The sequence below is a fragment of the Pseudarthrobacter ribosi genome (genome assembly GCF_055412865.1).
This window is the reverse complement of record NZ_JBVAYZ010000007.1, coordinates 58,829-75,549: the sequence shown is the minus strand read 5'-3', so window position 1 is coordinate 75,549 and position 16,721 is coordinate 58,829. Positions and strand designations below refer to the sequence as shown.

At 68.7% G+C, this 16,721-nt stretch carries 13 protein-coding genes and 2 tRNA genes; 5 read left to right on the top strand and 10 right to left on the bottom strand.

The features are described from left to right. Nucleotides 1–266: 266 nt before the first annotated feature. Complete coding sequence (locus ACZYZ5_RS09385) at nt 267–674, top strand: hypothetical protein (RefSeq protein WP_463901215.1); 408 nt, start codon at nt 267–269, stop codon at nt 672–674. Nucleotides 675–750: 76 nt separating this feature from the next. On the opposite strand, the gene ACZYZ5_RS09380 is transcribed toward ACZYZ5_RS09385, so the two are convergent. The 7 genes from ACZYZ5_RS09380 to ACZYZ5_RS09350 form a co-directional block, all read right to left on the bottom strand. Beyond that, nucleotides 751–823 (bottom strand) — tRNA-Asn (locus tag ACZYZ5_RS09380). A 136-nt stretch (nt 824–959) separates the two neighbouring features. Then, a tRNA-Asn gene (locus ACZYZ5_RS09375) sits at nt 960–1,032 on the bottom strand. Between the two features lie 103 nt (nt 1,033–1,135). Then, nucleotides 1,136–3,085 carry a DNA primase gene (dnaG, locus tag ACZYZ5_RS09370; RefSeq protein ID WP_463901214.1) on the bottom strand — a complete coding sequence of 650 codons (1,950 nt, stop codon included), beginning with the start codon at nt 3,083–3,085 and terminating at the stop codon, nt 1,136–1,138. Between the two features lie 73 nt (nt 3,086–3,158). Further along, nucleotides 3,159–4,448 (bottom strand): deoxyguanosinetriphosphate triphosphohydrolase, encoded by a 1,290-nt coding sequence (locus ACZYZ5_RS09365; protein WP_463901213.1) that lies wholly within the window; start codon nt 4,446–4,448, stop codon nt 3,159–3,161. After that, nucleotides 4,441–5,622: a tRNA dihydrouridine synthase DusB gene (dusB, locus tag ACZYZ5_RS09360; RefSeq protein WP_463901212.1), complete on the bottom strand. Its 1,182-nt coding sequence runs from the start codon at nt 5,620–5,622 to the stop codon at nt 4,441–4,443. The genes ACZYZ5_RS09365 and dusB overlap by 8 nt, the downstream gene beginning before the upstream one ends. Before the next feature lie 64 nt (nt 5,623–5,686). Continuing rightward, nucleotides 5,687–7,174: a YibE/F family protein gene (locus tag ACZYZ5_RS09355; RefSeq protein WP_463901210.1), complete on the bottom strand. Its 1,488-nt coding sequence runs from the start codon at nt 7,172–7,174 to the stop codon at nt 5,687–5,689. Between the two features lie 143 nt (nt 7,175–7,317). After that, nucleotides 7,318–8,691 (bottom strand): FAD-binding oxidoreductase, encoded by a 1,374-nt coding sequence (locus tag ACZYZ5_RS09350; protein WP_463901208.1) that lies wholly within the window; start codon nt 8,689–8,691, stop codon nt 7,318–7,320. Between the two features lie 352 nt (nt 8,692–9,043). Between ACZYZ5_RS09350 and ACZYZ5_RS09345 the strand changes: the two genes are divergently transcribed. The 4 genes from ACZYZ5_RS09345 to ACZYZ5_RS09330 all read left to right on the top strand — a co-directional run bounded on the left by ACZYZ5_RS09345 (nt 9,044) and on the right by ACZYZ5_RS09330 (nt 13,019). After that, nucleotides 9,044–9,796 (top strand): alpha/beta hydrolase, encoded by a 753-nt coding sequence (locus ACZYZ5_RS09345; protein WP_463901477.1) that lies wholly within the window; start codon nt 9,044–9,046, stop codon nt 9,794–9,796. Then, nucleotides 9,796–10,671, top strand: coding sequence for a DUF1295 domain-containing protein (locus tag ACZYZ5_RS09340; RefSeq protein ID WP_463901206.1), 876 nt, complete (start codon nt 9,796–9,798; stop codon nt 10,669–10,671). Before ACZYZ5_RS09345 ends, ACZYZ5_RS09340 begins: the two co-directional genes overlap by 1 nt. A 1-nt stretch (nt 10,672) precedes the next feature. Further along, nucleotides 10,673–11,503 (top strand): lysophospholipid acyltransferase family protein, encoded by an 831-nt coding sequence (locus tag ACZYZ5_RS09335; protein ID WP_463901205.1) that lies wholly within the window; start codon nt 10,673–10,675, stop codon nt 11,501–11,503. A 73-nt stretch (nt 11,504–11,576) separates the two neighbouring features. Continuing rightward, nucleotides 11,577–13,019, top strand: a complete 1,443-nt coding sequence (locus tag ACZYZ5_RS09330) for a short-chain fatty acid transporter (protein ID WP_463901203.1) — start codon at nt 11,577–11,579, stop codon at nt 13,017–13,019. An 87-nt stretch (nt 13,020–13,106) separates the two neighbouring features. On the opposite strand, the gene ACZYZ5_RS09325 is transcribed toward ACZYZ5_RS09330, so the two are convergent. From ACZYZ5_RS09325 to ACZYZ5_RS09315, 3 genes are all read right to left on the bottom strand, one after another. Then, on the bottom strand, nt 13,107–14,156 hold the full coding sequence (locus ACZYZ5_RS09325) for a GNAT family N-acetyltransferase (protein ID WP_463901201.1): 1,050 nt from the start codon (nt 14,154–14,156) through the stop codon (nt 13,107–13,109). A 2-nt stretch (nt 14,157–14,158) separates the two neighbouring features. After that, on the bottom strand, nt 14,159–15,544 hold the full coding sequence (locus ACZYZ5_RS09320) for a glycine--tRNA ligase (protein ID WP_463901200.1): 1,386 nt from the start codon (nt 15,542–15,544) through the stop codon (nt 14,159–14,161). Between the two features lie 183 nt (nt 15,545–15,727). Continuing rightward, nucleotides 15,728–16,720 (bottom strand): DMT family transporter, encoded by a 993-nt coding sequence (locus tag ACZYZ5_RS09315; RefSeq protein ID WP_463901198.1) that lies wholly within the window; start codon nt 16,718–16,720, stop codon nt 15,728–15,730. Nucleotide 16,721: the final 1 nt, after the last annotated feature.

Genomic DNA, 16,721 nt, shown 5'->3' with positions numbered 1-16,721 from the left:
GGGACATGCCCTATGTTAGCGGCCACGGGTGGGCATATGGGCACCATGTCCACGCGCCGGCCCAAGCACTGAACATGTCCCCCGGCAGCGCCAAACTCAGGACGACCCCGTGCGGAGGACATGCCCAGCCTCCGCGGCCACGGGCGGGCATATGGGCACTAGGTCCACGCGCCGGCCCTAGCGCTGGGCATGTCCCTCCGGGGCGGGGCCGCGCAGTTGTCCAATGGCCCTGTTGCCGCTCCACGGCGGGCGATAAAGTTGTTGATGTGCCCCACTGGCAGGATCCTCCGCGCAAACCGGCCACGTGGCAGCGGTGCGACACCGGAATCCTGCCTCTGTGGTGGGATCGCCTGTGCAGCCAGACCAGCCAGCAGTCGGCGGCCCTCTTCGCGGCCGGCCTGTTCACCGAAGACCGCCGGCGCCCGATCGCCCAGTGGTACAACCCGGCCTTCGATTCAGCACTCCTGGTCGCACCCGAGTCGTCCCCCGAGTGGCCCGTGCAGCGCTTCGGCATCTTCTACGCCCCGCCCGGCGGCGGCTTCACCCAGGTGCACTCCGCGCCGCACGAATGGCACCCCCGGGAACCCCGCACGTCCCCCACGGAACTCGAAGCCTTCAGTGCAGCCGTGGCGGAGGCGGAGCGGTTCCTCCAGGTTGAGATGGACTTCGTCTGAGCACGCAGCAGGCCGCCGTAAGAGGGCACAAAAAAGGTCCCGCAGCCTGTTATTCACCGGCTGCGGGACCTGTCCGCTCCTCCTGCTGGACTTGAACCAGCAACCCTTCGATTAACAGTCGAATGCTCTGCCAATTGAGCTAAGGAGGAATGAAGCAGGTACGACATTAGCAAAGGTTTTGCCGCTTAGGAAATCGGCCCTCCGACCTCCCGGTCATTGCCCGCCTATACCCCTGACGGGTATAAAAAAGTCCCCGTCCCGGTGACCCGGGACGGGGACTGCGCGCTCCTCCTGCTGGACTTGAACCAGCAACCCTTCGATTAACAGTCGAATGCTCTGCCAATTGAGCTAAGGAGGAATGAAGCGGATCTAAGCCTAGCAAACACCCTGCCGGGAAGCGAAATTGCCCCCTGCAGGACAACCCGACGGGACGACCGGGCCTCGGCAATCGGGCTCGAAGATCAGCCCTCGGCGCGCAGGGACCGCCTCTGCATCTCCAGCTGCATAAGCTCGCGGTTCAGCCGCTGGAACTCCTCCGGGTCGGCTGTCGCGTCCAGCCGCTGCAGCTGTCCCATCTTGTCGGCCTTGACCCGGGTGATCTGCAGCTCGAACAGGCGCGCCAGGATGTCCTTGCAGTAGCGCAGGACCCCGTCGGCGGTGCTGGCCGGCAACGGGACCACCGCCAGCTCGGACACGAGCGGGCGCAGCGGCTCGGGCACCTCCCGCAGCAGCTGCTCCACCCAGCGCACCGGGTCGCCAGCGAACGCCAGGCCGGTGGCACGGATGGCCTCGTGGATGGCCAGGTACGCCGGCGTCGAGAACCTCGCGTCGGTGAAACGCTGCCAGGTCTCACCTTCAAGCATCCCGGGCTGCTGGAGGGCAACCTCCAGGGCCTGCCGTTCCATCGCCGCCACGGGGTCGCGCGGGTCCGGACGGTTGAAGGACGGCAGCGCGGCCGACGCCGGCAAGGGAGCCACGCCCGGGGCGGTTCCGCCGCCGGTCACCGTAGCGTACCCGGAGCCCTGGCCGCGGCCCTGCCCCTGGTACAGGCCGGACCCGGCTCCGCCCGACGGCGCCTGGGCGGCACGCTTGGCGGCGGCGCCCACCGCCCGGCTGACTTCCTCTACCGGCATGCCCAGCCAGCCGGAGAGTTCCCGGGCGTAGGCGGGACGGATGCCGGCGTCGCGGATCTGCGCGACGACCGGGGCGGATTCCCGCAGTGCGGCGATCCGGCCCTCGACCGTGTCCAGGTTGTGCCGTTTCAGGGCGGCACGGATGGCAAATTCGAACAATGGACGGCGGGTTGCGATCAGGTCCCGGACGGCGGCGTCGCCCTTGGACTGGCGCAGCTCACAGGGATCCGCGCCGTTGGGCTCCACGGCCACGTAGGTCTGCGCCACGAACCGCTGGTCCTCCTCGAAGGCCCGCAGGGCCGCCTTCTGGCCGGCGGCGTCGCCGTCGAACGTGAAGATGACTTCGCCGCCGCTGCCGTCGTCGGAGAGCAGGCGGCGGGCAATCTTGATGTGTTCGGTGCCGAAGGCCGTGCCGCAGGTGGCGACCGCGGTCGTGATCCCGGCGAGATGGCAGGCCATCACGTCGGTGTAGCCCTCCACCACGACGAGCTGCCGGTCCTTGGCGATGCTGCGCTTGGCGAGGTCGATTCCGTACAGTACCTGCGACTTCTTGTAGAGCGCTGTCTCGGGGGTGTTGAGGTATTTGGGTCCCTGGTCGTCCTCGTAGAGCTTGCGGGCACCGAAGCCGATGGTGTCCCCCGCGATGTCGCGGATGGGCCAGATCAGCCGGCCGCGGAACCGGTCGTAGATCCCCCGCCCGCCCTCGGAGAACATCCCCGTGAGTTTGAGCTCGGGATCCGTGTAGCCCCGCCCGCGGAGGTGCTTGAGCAACGAATCCCAGCCCTGCGGGGCGTAGCCGACGCCAAACTGGTCGGCTGCGGCCCGGTCGAAGCCGCGGTCGTGCAGGAAGGTGCGGCCCTCGGTGGCTGCGGGGGTCAGCAGCTGCGCGCGGAAGAACTCGTCCGCGACCTTGTGGGCATCGATCAGCCGCTGCCGACGGCCGACGTCCTCGCGGTTCGGTCCGGAACCGCCGTCCTCGTACCGGAGCTCGAAGCCGATCCGGGCGGCGAGCTTTTCGACGGCCTCGTGGAAGGTGGTGTGGTCCAGTTTCTGCACGAAGGAGATGACGTCGCCGTCCTCGCCGCAGCCGAAGCAGTGGTACCTGCCCACCTGGGGGCGGACGGTGAACGATGGCGAACGCTCGTCATGGAACGGGCACAGGCCTTTGAATGAGCCCAGCCCCGCCCCCTTGAGGGTCACGTAGCCGTCGACGACTTCCTTGATGTCGGTGCGCTGGCGTACTTCATCGATATCTTCACGTTTGATCAGGCCGGCCACAGTGCCATCCTAGTCCCGCGCCCCGACCGGAATGGCGCATAGCAGGGCACTGCGGGCAAGGTCACCAGGGCCGTCACCACAGCGAGGGCAGGCTGCCCACGAGCCGCTCGTACATGGCCAGCGCGGAACCGTCGGTCAACGACGCCACCTGGTCGATCACGACACGCAGCCGCGCGCCGTCGTCCTCCGCGTCGCGCCAGTCGGCGGCGAACATGGGCTCCAGGTGGCGGTCCCCGGTGGCGCTCAGCGCCGTCACGAGGGCGTGCAGGACCTCGCGCTGGCGTTCGTAGATGGGCTGCCGGTGTTCGGTGGTCATCACGAAGGTGGTGGCCAGGCCCTTCATCACGGCGATTTCCATCACGGTCTCATCCGGAACGATCAGCTCCGCGTTGTAGCGGGTCAGGTTCTCCGGGCCGTAGACGGCGCGGGTGGACGCCAGCGCACTCTGGCAGAACCTCCCGATCAGCTGGCTGGTCATGTCCTTGAGCGCCGCCATCGACTTGCGGCTGCCGTCGGCCTCGCGCACCCAGACGCTGGTGGCTTCCAGCCGGGCCAGGGCCGCATCAATCGCGGCCGGGTCGTTCTGCGGCAGGTACCACTGCTTGGCGTAGCCGACCACCCGGGCACGGTGGTCCGGATTGTCCATCCACCTCAGCTGGAAGTGCCCGGCGACGATGGCGTCCTCGACGTCGTGCACGGAATAGGAGATGTCGTCGGCGAGGTCCATGACCTGCGCTTCGAGACAGGAGCGCCGCTCCGGGGCGTCCTCGCGGATCCAGTCGAAGATCGGCAGGTCATCCTCGTACGCGCCGAACTTGCTGGTCCGCTCGCCGTGGATGACGGGCGCGTTCGCCGCCGACCACGGGTACTTTGCCGCGGCATCGAGGCTGGCGCGGGTGAGGTTTAGCCCGGCGGGACGTCCGTCCGTGGTGAGGACCTTGGGCTCCAGCCGGGTCAGCAAGCGCAGCGTCTGGGCGTTGCCTTCGAAGCCGCCGATAGCGTGGGCGACCTCGTTCAGCGCCGATTCGCCGTTATGGCCGAACGGCGGGTGGCCGAGATCGTGGCTGAGGCAGGCGGTGTCCACGACGTCGGGGTCGCAGCCCAGAGCCAGGCCCAGTTCGCGGCCCACCTGTGCCACTTCGAGGCTGTGGGTGAGGCGGGTCCGGACAAAGTCGTCGGTGTCGGGGGCCACAACCTGGGTTTTGGCACCGAGCCGGCGCAGGGCCGAGGAGTGCAGCACCCGGGCCCGGTCGCGTTCGAAGTCGGACCGGTACGTGGACTTGGGTGGCTCCTCCACCCAGCGGGCGGTGTCCCGGACGACGTAACCGTCGAGCACGGGGGCGGTGGTCCTGGTTTCAGCCACCGGACACGTCCAGTTCCGCGTGGGTGATCTCACGCGACTGGTCGGCGTCCATGTTGCGGTCAAGCAGCCAGTCCTTGGGCAGGGCGGGCTTCTTGGGCGAACCGGCACGGCCGCGGGGGCCTTCGGCGTCCCCGCCGGGGTACGGCGAGTCCAGGTCCAGCTGGTCCAGGGTGTCGCGCAGGACCTCGAGGCTGGTCACCATGGCCAGTTTGGTCCGCAGTTCACTGCCGACGACGTAGCCCTTGAAGTACCAGGCCATGTGCTTGCGGATCTCCCGGAGCGCCTTGCCTTCATCGTTACCGAACGTCTCGACCATAAGCTGCGCGTGACGGTACACACCTTCCGCGACCTGCCGCAGGGCCGGTTTGTGGCGTGCGTCGCTGCCTTCGAACGCCGCCATGAGGTCGCCGAACAGCCACGGGCGGCCCTGGCAGCCGCGGCCCACCACCACGCCGTCGACGCCGGTCTCGCGGACCATGCGGATGGCGTCCTCCGCGGACCAGATGTCGCCGTTGCCGAGCACCGGGATGTCCGGCAGCGCCTCACGCAGCCGGGCAATCGCGGACCAGTCGGCCTGGCCGGAGTAGAACTGCGCGGCGGTGCGGCCGTGGAGCGCGACGGCGGCGACGCCGGAATCGCGGGCGATCCGGCCGGCGTCGAGGTAGGTCAAGTGGTCCTCGTCAATGCCCTTGCGCATTTTGATGGTCAGCGGGACGTTGCCCCGGGAGGCTTCCTTGACCGCGGTCTGCACGATCGAGGTGAACAGATCGATCTTCCAGGGCAGGGCCGAACCGCCGCCCCGGCGGGTGACCTTGGGCACGGGGCAGCCGAAGTTGAGGTCGATGTGGTCCGCGCGGTCCTCCTCGACGAGCATCCGTACGGCCTGGCCGACGGTGACGGGGTCCACACCGTAGAGCTGGACGGACCGGACCAACTCGTCCTCGTCGTGCGCGATGATGCGCAGGGATTCCGGCGTGCGCTCCACCAGGGCGCGGGATGTGACCATCTCCGCGACGTACAGGCCGCCGCCGTATTCACGGCAGAGCCGGCGGAACGCGGAGTTGGTGATGCCTGCCATGGGAGCCAGGATCACGGGGGTGTCCACCGTGATGGGACCCAGCTTCAGGGGCGGGAGTTCCAGCTTGGCGGCGGGAGGGGTAGCTACAACAGTCACCTGTTCATTGTCTCAAATCCGGGCAAATCGGCCGGATCCGCCCCTGCTATGTGGAAACCCGGGCTCAGTCCACTGCGGCAGCGCGCCGCCCGCGGCGCCCTGCCGGCGCCGCTGCGAAGGCCCCGTCGGGGGCATCGTCGGACGCGGAGTCGGGGGCGGAGTCGGGCGCGGCGGCGGTGACCCCGCGCCCGCGGACGGGACCAAGCTCCGGCCGGGGGTCGGCGTCGTCCGCGGCGCTGGCGGGGGGAACGACGCCGGCCCTGCCGCCGGTCGCGCGGCCCGTTCCCGCCGCCCCGCCCAGGGCCTTGATCCCGGTTGCCTTCACCACGAGGACCGCGATCAGCGTGGTGACCGGGATCGCCAGGACCAGTCCGACGGAGCCGACCAGGGTGCGGATCACTTCCTCGGAGAGCTCGGCGCTGGTGAGGGCGTCACCGAGCGGCCGCTCGTAGAGCATCACCAGGATCAGCACGGGCAGCGCCGCACCGGCGTAGGCGAACGCGATGGTGTAAACGGTCGAGGCAATGTGGTCCCGGCCGATCCGCATCGCGGAGGTGAATAGCTGGCGGGCGGAGGTTTCCGGGGCCAGTTCCCACAGTTCCCAGACGGCCGAGGACTGGGTGATGGTGACGTCGTTGAGGACGCCCAGGCCGGAGATAATGAGGCCGCACAGGATGATGCCGGAGATGGAAATATTGCCCGAGATGTTCGCGAGGGTGGCGGAATCGTGGCTGCCGACACCGGCGAGGTTGGCGGCGTCGGTGGCCCAGGCCGCCAGCAGCGCGGTAATCGCCAGGCCGAACATGGTGCCAAGCAGCGCCGTCGAGGTCCGGGCGGAGAAGCCGTGGGCGAAGTAGAGCACCCCGATCATGATCACCGTGGACCCCACCAGCGCCAGCAGCAGCGGCGGCTTGCCCTCCACCAGCCCCGGGAGCATAAAGGACACCAGCACCCCGTAGGCGCCGACGAGCCCGACCAGCGCGCGCAGCCCGCGCCAGCGCGCCACGGCGATCACGACGGCGGCGTAGAGCACGGCGAGGAAAATGATCGGCAGGGTCCGGACAAAGTCGACGAAGACATAGGCCGGCGTGCCCGGGGCTTCGGCGCCCTGGACCTTGGAGAGGTTCAGGTAGCGGATGTTGTCGCCGGTCTTCACGCCGTGGGATTTGGCGACGTCGGGGTTGATGACGACCTTGACGGGATTGCCGCCCCTGTCCGGGTCCGTGAACGCAAAAGTGCATTCCGATCCCTGCTGCGGGGCCGCGTCCGTCCCGGCCTGATCCTGCGGGAGGGCGTCCATGCAGCTGCCGGTGACAACGCGCTGGATCTTGCCGGTGTCGAACGTGACGCCCGGCGCGGCCGCGTAGGGGCTCGCGAGGGTGATCCCCTCCTTACTGCCCGAGGGCCACAGCAACGCCATCGCCACGAGGGTCAGCAGCGTCAGCGGGATCAGGATGGCCGCCAGGATGAGGTTGGCTTTCTTCCGTGCAACGAGCGCCTGGGGTGTCGGATCCGCGTGTCCTTGCGGGGTGTGTGAATGTCCGGCGCCCATCAGCAGTTCAACCTCATGCCGAAGACTTTACGGCGTTTCGCGGTACCGTTCTGACGCGGCAGCCGGCGGCGGCGCCGTTATGACGCACGACGTCGGGCCGGCGCCGGTGTCCCCCGGTGCCGCCCCGGCCGCGCCCGGTCCGGTCAGGCCGGGGTGATGTTCTGGTTGACGTGGAAGAGGTTCTGCGGATCGTACTTGGCCTTGACCTCCCGGAGGCGCTGGTAGTTCGGCCCGTAGTTGTCCGCGACCCTGGTCAAATCGTCGCCGTCCATGAAATTGATGTAGCCCGCACTCTCCGAGTAGGGCTGTAGCGCCGCCGCGTAATCTCGTACCCAGGCGATGTTCGCCTCACTGTCCCGCGGATCCTCCCAATGGCAGGCAATGACCGGGGAGAACCTAGCGTTCCGGTTAGGGAAGGCTGTATCCGTGGCTCCCACACGGTGCACGGCACCGTCAATGGGATAGATGTGCACGGCGGTTTGCACGCTGGGCACCCGGCTGCCGTAATCAAGGTGGGCGCTGATGGCCCCGTCATTGAGTTCCGTCAGGAAGGCCGCCTTCCAATAGGCCAACAGTCCCTTGGGGTACATCCCGTCGAAGGCGGAGTTCAAGGCGGGATAGGGCATCGGCCCCACCATGGACCCTGCCACCGGCGCAGCGTCCAGAAACGGCTGCCAGCGGGCTGGCCCTTCGGCCGGGTCACCGGTCCACATGCCGACCACGATGCAAACCGGTTTCCCGTGCCACTCTTCCGGGAGGAATGGAACCGGCGGCCCCTGATGGAACGCAAGGAAAGCGCCCAGCTCTTCCGGAGCTGCCGCCAGCTGCTCACGGTAAAACTTCGCCACAGTTTCGGCGTGCTCCACCGGGTAGATGATGATGCCAGCATGGACCATGTCCACGGGATGCAGGCGAAATTCCAGCGAGGTCACGACGCCGAAGTTCCCGCCACCGCCGCGCAGCGCCCAGAACAGGTCCTCATGCTCGCTTTCGCTGGCAGTGAGGAACTTCCCCTCCGCGGTGACGACGTCGGCCGAGAGGAGGTTGTCGCAGCTCAGCCCGTATTTCCGGTCAAGGTAGCCGATGCCGCCGCCGAGGGTCAGTCCTGAAACACCGGTCGAACCCACGATGCCGCCGGTGGTCGCCAGTCCGAAGGCGTGCGTGGCGTGGTTGAAATCGGCCCACGTCGCGCCGGCCTCGGTCCTGGCCGTCCTCCCGGCCGGATCGACCCGGACCCCTCTGGTGTTCACAAAGTCGATGACCAACGCGTCATCCGCCGTGCCAAAACCCGGCCCGCTGTGTCCGCCGCCGCGGATGGCCACGGCCAGGTTGTTGTCCCGGGCGAAGTTGACGCTGGCAATGACGTCGGCCACTTGGGATACCCGGACCACCGCGGCCGGCTTTTTGTCGATCATCCCGTTGTGCACCGCCCGTGCCGCGTCGTAGTCCACGTCGCCAGGGGTGATGACCTGCCCGCGGACTTGCTCGCGCAGGCTATCGAAGCTGTTTCCGTTCATTTTTCGTACCGTCCCATTTTCTGTATCGGCGAAAATGTCATGAGACCCGATCCGGACGGTGGCCCGTGCTCCCAGCCGGCAGGAGTCCGGAGGATTACCAGCACAGGCCTACTCTTCCGGCCCTGCTCCGTCAAGAGGTTCCCGGCGGGCGCCCGAAGATTCGCGGCCTACGGTCCTCCGGTCCCATCTTTGGGCGGCGCCGCTCCGAATGTTCAATGGGAATGTCCCCCGGAACTTGGGGCGCCCCGCCGGTCGGCAGCCGAGCTGCGGACCTTGCACAGCGCACCTTGAACTGCGGGCGCTTCGCCCTATGGTTGGAATGACGGACACGATGTGGAGGATTGGCGTGGCCATACGCAAGATCGACGACCGCGAGCCTGGGCCGGCAGGTCCCGGGGCGGATGCCAGGGCCGTTTTGAGCATTGCCCGGGCCGGCGGAGAAACCCGGGGAGTCGCCCTGGTCCTGCACGGCGGGCGGTCCAACAGCTTCGAATCCGTCCGCGGCACGCACCTGAGTCCCGCACGGATGCTGCCCTTCGCCCGGGCCCTGCACAACGGCGGCGGACGCGACGGGCTGGCCGTCTGGACCCTCCGGAACCGGTACCGGGGCTGGAACGGGAGGGACATGTCCCCCGTCCAGGACGCCCGCTGGGCGCTCTCCCAGATCAGCCGCGAACACCCCGGCGTCCCGATTTACCTCCTCGGCCACTCGATGGGCGGCCTGACCGCGCTCTGCGTCGCGGACCACCCGCAGGTGGAAGCCGTCGTCGCCCTGGCGCCCTGGCTCGATGCCCAGACCCCGGTGGAGCGCGTGGCCGGCCGTCGGATCCTGATTGTCCACGGCACCAAGGACCGCTGGACCAGCCCGGCGAACTCACTCGCCTACGCCCGCCGGGCCGACGGCGTCGCCAAGTCCGTGGGTTACGTCGCGCTCAAGGGCGCCGGGCACTTTATGTTCCGCCGGGTGGGCCTGTGGAACTCACTCGCCAGCGGCTTCATCCTCGACACCTTCGCCGCCAGTTCAGGCCGCGATCTCCGGGGCGGCGCCGACGCGTTCCGCAGCCTCCTCCCCGCCTCGGGCGCCAGCCTCCCGGTGGTGCTGTGATGCCGGACTTTCCGCTCAGCGTTTTCCCGTTGGGGGCCTTCCTGGCCAGCCTTCCGTGGGTGGCGGCGGGCCTCGTGGTGCTGCTGGCCGGCACTTTCGCCGTCGCTGTGCGCCAGAGCCGCCATTCCGTCATCGACACCGTCTGGGGCCTGGGGTTCGTCGTTGTGGCCGCCATCTCCTGGTTCCTCTCGGCCGGACAGGGCGACGGCGGCCGCCGCCTGCTGCTGCTGGCGCTCGTGGCGGTGTGGGGCATCCGCCTCGCACTCCACATCGGACTCCGGGCCCGGGGCGGTCACGAGGATCCGCGGTACGTGGAGCTGCTCTCCCCGGCCCCCGGGTCCCGCAACGTCTACGCCCTGCGCAAGGTCTACCTGCCGCAGGGCGTAATCCTGTTCTTCGTCTCGCTCACGGTCCAGGTCGGGATGTTCAGCACCGGGAGCCTCGGCTGGCTGGCCTGGCTGGGCGTGCTGCTCTGGGTGGTCGGCTTCGTCTTCGAGACGGTCGGCGACCGGCAGCTGGCTCAGTTCAAGGCCGATCCGGCCCGGCGCGGCACGGTGCTGGACACGGGACTCTGGCGCTACACCCGCCACCCGAACTACTTCGGCGACGCCGCCGTGTGGACCGGGATTTTCCTCGTCGCCGCTGATTCCTGGCCGGGGGCTCTGACTGTCCTCTCCCCGGTCCTGATGATTTGGCTGCTGGCCGGCAAGTCCGGCAAGCCGCTCACCGAGAAGGCCATGTCCGCCCGCCCCGGCTACAAGGAATACGTGGAAGCCACCTCGGGCTTCCTGCCCCTGCCGCCCCGCCGCCCCCGCGGCGGCGGACACCAGCCGGACGGACACCAGCCCGGCGGACACCAGTCAGGCGGCCGCTAGCATGCCGTGGCGGCCCCGGCCCAGCGACCGTTTCTACCGCGTCATCGTCCGCGCCGGACTGGCGCTGCGCGGGCTGTTCCGGATCCGGGTCATCGTCACCGGACGCGAGCACCTCCCGGCACCGGAGCGCCTCGACGATGCCCCGCGCGGTTCGTCCCGCCGCATCGTCCCCGGCCGCGGGGCCGTCGTCGCCGTTACGCACTTCGGGTACCTCGACTTCGCGTTCGCCGAGCTGCTGCTGTGGCGGCACGCTCGGACCCAGATGCGCTTCCTGGTTACCCAAGCGGCCGCCGACCACTGGTTTGCCGGGCCCGCGGTCAGCGCCGCCGGGCACGTCGTGGTGGGATACGGTTCGGGATCCCACGCCTATGACGCCGCCGTCGACCGGCTCCGAGACGGCGAGTACATCGCGATCCTGCCGGAGGCCGGCGTCAGCCGCAGCTTCCGGGTGCGGGAATGCAAGACCGGCGCCGTCCGGATGGCCGCCGAAGCCGGAGTGCCCATCATCCCCGTGTCCGTCTGGGGCGCCCACCGGCTGATGACCCGCCGCCACGGCTTCTCCCCGGCCCGCGCCTGGCGCGCCCCGGTCCGGATCCATGTCGGCGAACCGGTGGCCGTTGACCCGGCCCAGGACGCCCAGCAGGCCACCGAGGCGCTGCGCGGGGTCCTCCAGGCCGGGATCGATGCCTGCATCGCAGACTTCCCCCTGACCCCGACCCCGGGTGCGTGGTGGATGCCGGCGGACCTCGGCGGCGGAGCGCCCACCGACGAGGAACGGCAGCGCCTGGATGAGGCCGAGGGTCCGCGGCGCGCCGGCGGCCGGCGCCGATAAGCCCGGTTACCGCGAACCTAGTGACTAAACTCTCCCGGGTGCAAAATCCCACCAAACGGAGAGGTATCCCCCCGTGGCAAACACAGTCCTGACGACAAGCGGAATCGGCGAAGAACGCGGTCTCGCCCGCATAGCCCAACGGATGGCGGCGTGGACCGAGAAATGGTTCCCGGACGCCTACATCTTCGCCCTCGCCGGCGTCATCATCATCGCGGTGGCCGCCCTGGCCATCGGCGCCTCGCCCCAGTCGATCGCCGATTCCTTCGGCAACGGATTCTGGGACCTCACCGCGTTCACCCTGCAGATGGCCATGGTGGTGCTGACCGGCTACGTCGTGGCCACCTCCCCGCCCGTGGCAAAGCTGATCAACCGGCTGGCCCTCATCCCGGCGACCGCCCGCACCGCCGTGAGCTTCGTGGCGCTGATGTCCATGTCAGTGTCCTTCCTCAACTGGGGCCTCAGCCTCATCTTCGGCGGCCTGCTGGCTCGCGCCATCGCCCGCCGCAAGGACCTGACCGTGGACTACCGCGCGCTCGGCGCGGCAGCCTTCATGGGCCTCGGCGCCGTCTGGGCGCTCGGCCTGTCCTCCTCCGCCGCGCAGCTCCAGGCCACCGCGGCCTCGCTGCCGCCGGCACTCCTGAAGATCACCGGCATCCTGGACTTCGGCACCACGATCTTCACCTGGCAGTCGCTGCTGACCCTGGCCATCCTGATGGCACTCACCACGGTGATCGCGCACTTCTCGGCCCCCGAGGGCGGCTCGATCCGCACCGCGGAGGACCTCGGCGTCGACCTTGACGACGAGCCTAGCGAATCGGAGCCGCGCTCCCGCCCGGGCGAATGGCTCGAATACAGCATGATCCTGCCCATTCTGGCCGGCATCCTGACCCTGGGCTGGCTGGTCTCGCAGTTCCTGACCAAGCCTTTCCTCACCGTGGTGAGCAGCCTCAACGGCTACCTGCTGGTCTTCCTCATCCTGGGCCTGGTGCTGCACGGGACCCCGCGGAACTTCCTGCAGGCCGTCACCAAGGCCGTCTCGGCGACGGCCGGCATCCTGGTCCAGTTCCCGCTCTACGCCGCGATGGCCGCGATCCTGACCAAGGCGACCGGCCACGGCGGCATGACCATCTCCGCGCATCTGGCCGAGTTCTTCACGGAGATCGGCAGCGGCGGCGGCTTCGCCGTCGTCATTGCGCTGTACACGGCCCTGCTGGGCCTGCTGGTCCCCTCCGGCGGCGGCAAGTGGCTGGTGGAGGCGCCGTATGTGATGCAGTCCGCGACCGATGTGCAGATGAACCTCGGCTGGACCGTGCAGATCTACAACATTGCCGAAGCCCTGCCGAACCTGATCAACCCGTTCTTTATGCTGCCGCTGCTGGCGGTCCTGAGGCTGCGGGCCCGCGACCTGGTCGGCTTCACATTCCTGCAGTTCCTCTTCCACCTGCCGGTGGTGCTGCTGCTCGTCTGGCTGCTGGGGATGACCTTCGACTTCGTCCCGCCGGTGATGCCCAAATAACCGCGCTGAACGCAAACTGACCCGCAGCTGTGGCCGTTATCACGCTTCATAACGGCAACAGCTGCGGGTCAGTCCGGTTAAGCGGACCTACGCCGGGTCGGAGACGACCAGGGTCTGGGCGCCCAGGACGCGGGCTTTGCCGCTCTCCAGCAGCGGCCCGACGACGGCGCGCAGCGCCTCCATCGAGTCGTCCAGTTCCAGCAGCACGGGGTGCTGGAACGCAATCAGCGCCAGCAGGTCCCGGACGGCGGCCCGGGCCTCCTCCGCGGAGAGCTTCGGCTCGTGGCCCAGGAACACATCGGTGGGCTGGCCTGCCGGGGCAGCGCCCTCCCCTGCTGCTTTGTCCCCTGCTGTGTTGTCCCCTGCTGTTTTGTCCCCTGAGGGGTTGTCGGCGGGGGCCAGTTCGGCGTAGCTGATGGCGAACGCCTCGAGCCGGCCCTTCCTGCTGGCCGGCACGCCCTGGCCGAAGGCGCTGGCCTTCGGCGCCCGCAGCACAATGGCGCCGTGCGCCCCGCTGAGCTCGTCGAGGAACAGCCGCTGGACCGTGGCGATGCTCAGGTCCCCGGGGCTGTCCCAGCCGTGCACGGACGTGTAGTACCGGCCCACGACGTCGCTGAGTTCCACCGACCCGGTGGCAAGGTCCCCGACCTGCTCGGAGGCGGCAGCCTCGGAACCGTCACCGAAGACCGGCAGGCGGAGGGCGCCGGGTTCGACGACGACGAGCCGGGAGCGCTGGATCGGGGCCAGCCCCGCCGCCTCGGCGAAGGCTGCCCCGGGAGTGCCCGGTTCCACCTTGGTCCGGAGCCGGGAGACGCCCGACGGCGACTGCGCCGCCTCGTGCCGCAGCATGGTCAGCAGCGTGGATCCGACGCCGGTGCGGCGGTGGTGCCGGTCGACCTCGATGTAGGCCCAGAGCCGTTCCGGGTGCAGCGAGGCCTCGTGGACCACACCGGCCGCGACCGGGATGGCCACGCCGTCGACGACGTCCTCGGCCACGATGCAGCGGCGCCACGGTGCGTTGCCCGAGGGGGCCAGGGTGCCGCGGAACTGCCGGGCCTGCTCGGTTTCGGGCCCGCCCCAGATTTCCAGCAGGGCCAGGTCATCGCCGTCGCGCCATTCACGGTAGGTGATCGCCACGATCAGGCGCCGATCAGCCGTGCGGCCAGGTAGCCCTCCACCTTGTCCAGGGACACGCGGTCCTGGCTCATGGTGTCGCGTTCGCGGATCGTGACGGCCTGGTCGTCCAGGGTCTCGAAGTCCACGGTGATGCAGAACGGGGTGCCGATCTCGTCCTGGCGGCGGTAGCGGCGGCCGATGGCGCCGGCGTCGTCGAAGTCGATGTTCCAGCTCTTGCGCAGCTGGGCGGCGAGGTCCTTGGCCTTCGGGGACAGGTCCTCGTTGCGGCTCAGCGGGAGCACGGCTGCCTTGACCGGGGCCAGCCGCGGATCCAGCTTGAGCACGGTGCGGATGTCGACGCCGCCCTTGGCGTTGGGCGCCTCGTCCTCGGTGTACGCGTCGATCATGAACGCCATGAACGAGCGGGTGAGGCCGGCGGCGGGTTCGATCACGTACGGGGTGTAGCGCTCGTTGGTGGCCTGGTTGAAGTAGCTCAGGTCCTGGCCGGAGGCCTTGGAGTGCGTGGACAGGTCGAAGTCCGTGCGGTTGGCGATGCCCTCAAGCTCGCCCCACTCGGAGCCGTGGAACCCGAAGCGGTATTCGATGTCCGTGGTGCCCTTGGAGTAGTGGCTGAGCTTTTCCAGCGGGTGTTCGAAGAAGCGCAGGTTGTCTTCCCGGATGCCGAGGCCGGTGTACCAGGACATCCGCTCTTTCATCCAGTACTGGTGCCACTGCTCGTCCGTGCCGGGCTCGACGAAGAATTCCATTTCCATCTGCTCGAACTCACGGGTGCGGAAGATGAAGTTGCCCGGAGTGATCTCGTTGCGGAAGGACTTGCCGATCTGGCCGATCCCGAACGGGGGCTTCTTGCGCGAGGTGGTGAGCACGTTGCTGAAGTTGACGAAGATGCCCTGGGCCGTTTCGGGGCGCAGGTAGTGCAGGCCCTCTTCGCTGGCCACCGGGCCGAGGTAGGTCTTGAGCAGGCCGGAGAATTCCTGGGGTTCGGTCCACTCGCCGCGGGTGCCGCAGTTGGCGCAGGCGATGTCCTTAAGGCCGTTCTCGGCGGGACGGCCCTTCCTCTCCTCGAACTCTTCCTCGAGGTGGTCGGCGCGGTAGCGCTTGTGGCAGGAGAGGCACTCGACCAGCGGGTCGGAGAACACGTCGACGTGGCCGGACGCTTCCCAGACCTGGCGCGGCAGGATGACGGAGGAATCCAGGCCGACGACGTCTTCGCGGCCGCGGACCACGGACTGCCACCACTGGCGCTTGATGTTTTCCTTCAGCTCCGCACCGAGCGGCCCGTAGTCCCAGGCAGAACGCGAGCCACCATAGATTTCACCGGCCTGGAATACGAAACCCCGGCGCTTGGCGAGGGAAATGATCTGGTCGAGGACGGATTTTGCTGCCATGGGAACTCCACTTTCTACAGGGCCGCTGGGTGCGGTCCGCGGTTTCAGCCCCGGGACCCCGGCTGGTTGCCGGACGGGGCACTACAAAACGCAAATTTTAGACATGAACCCTGCACACGCACCAAGCCCACATCCCGGGAGGGGTGCTGAATGATGGCGGCGCAGGAAGCTGCGCCTCCTAGCCTACCGGCCTGTCGGCTGCCGGTGCCGCCGTCCCAGGGCACCCCTGGGCCAGGGCAGGCTGGCGAGCACAATCGCGGCGAGGGTCAGCAGGGTCCCGAGCACGGTGGGCAGCGCCACCACGGTGCCGGGCGCCGGGAACGCCAGGTCCAGCCCCAGCGAGCCCAGCAGCTGGCCCGCGATCATGCCGAGTCCGGTCACCAGCACGCCCAGGCTGCGGACCAGCACGGCTCCGACGCCGATGAAGATACAGCCCATGGGTCCGCCCAGGTAGTACCACCACTCCCCCGGCAGCGGATTGCCCGGTCCCGCGACGGCGATCTTGACCAGCCAGGCGGCCCAGAGCATGACCGCCCCGACGACGAAGTTCATCAAGGTCGCGGCGATGGGCGTGCCGTAATGCACGGCGGCGGTGCCGTTCATGGCCTGCTGGAAGCTCATCAGGAAGCCGGCAAGCACGGGAAGGAGTACCGGAACGAGCAGCTCGGCCGGCCCTGGCCCTCCGCCGGAGAAGCGCGGCGACACCGCCCAGGCGACGGCGGCGACGGTCAGGATGCTGCCGATCACCCGGATGCCGGTAATGGACCTCCTGCCGGCCGGGCCGATCCCCATCCGGTCCACGAGCAGCCCGCTGAGGGTCTGCCCGGTCACGGTCGCGACGGTAAACAGGGCAACCCCCAGCAGACCCACCGTGAAGGACTGCGCGAAGACGAAGAACCCGCCGATGCAGCCGGCCAGGACGTAGTAGGGCGGGAACTTACGTTCCCGGACCGCCGGCAGGATCGCCCGGAGCCCGGTCCGGCCCCGCGGCAGCGCCAGCGACACCACGATCATCAGCACCAGCCCGGTGGTGAAGCTCACCACCGCGGCGCCGATTCCGTCCGCGAGCGCCACGCCGAGCGCGCCGTTGATCCGGCCCTGCACCGGCATGAGCAGCCCCGCAGCCACGGCGAGGGGCAACCCGGCGAGGAACGGAAGCCGCGGCTGGTGCGTCATT

Bases quoted from the DNA above. Each gene is read 5' to 3' on its own strand.
- ACZYZ5_RS09355 (WP_463901210.1), bottom strand. From the start codon at position 7,174: ATGGGCGCCGGACATTCACACACCCCGCAAGGACACGCGGATCCGACA.
- ACZYZ5_RS09350 (WP_463901208.1), bottom strand. From the start codon at position 8,691: ATGAACGGAAACAGCTTCGATAGCCTGCGCGAGCAAGTCCGCGGGCAG.
- ACZYZ5_RS09340 (WP_463901206.1), top strand. From the start codon at position 9,796: ATGCCGGACTTTCCGCTCAGCGTTTTCCCGTTGGGGGCCTTCCTGGCC.
- ACZYZ5_RS09335 (WP_463901205.1), top strand. From the start codon at position 10,673: ATGCCGTGGCGGCCCCGGCCCAGCGACCGTTTCTACCGCGTCATCGTC.
- ACZYZ5_RS09320 (WP_463901200.1), bottom strand. From the start codon at position 15,544: ATGGCAGCAAAATCCGTCCTCGACCAGATCATTTCCCTCGCCAAGCGC.
- ACZYZ5_RS09315 (WP_463901198.1), bottom strand. From the start codon at position 16,720: ATGACGCACCAGCCGCGGCTTCCGTTCCTCGCCGGGTTGCCCCTCGCC.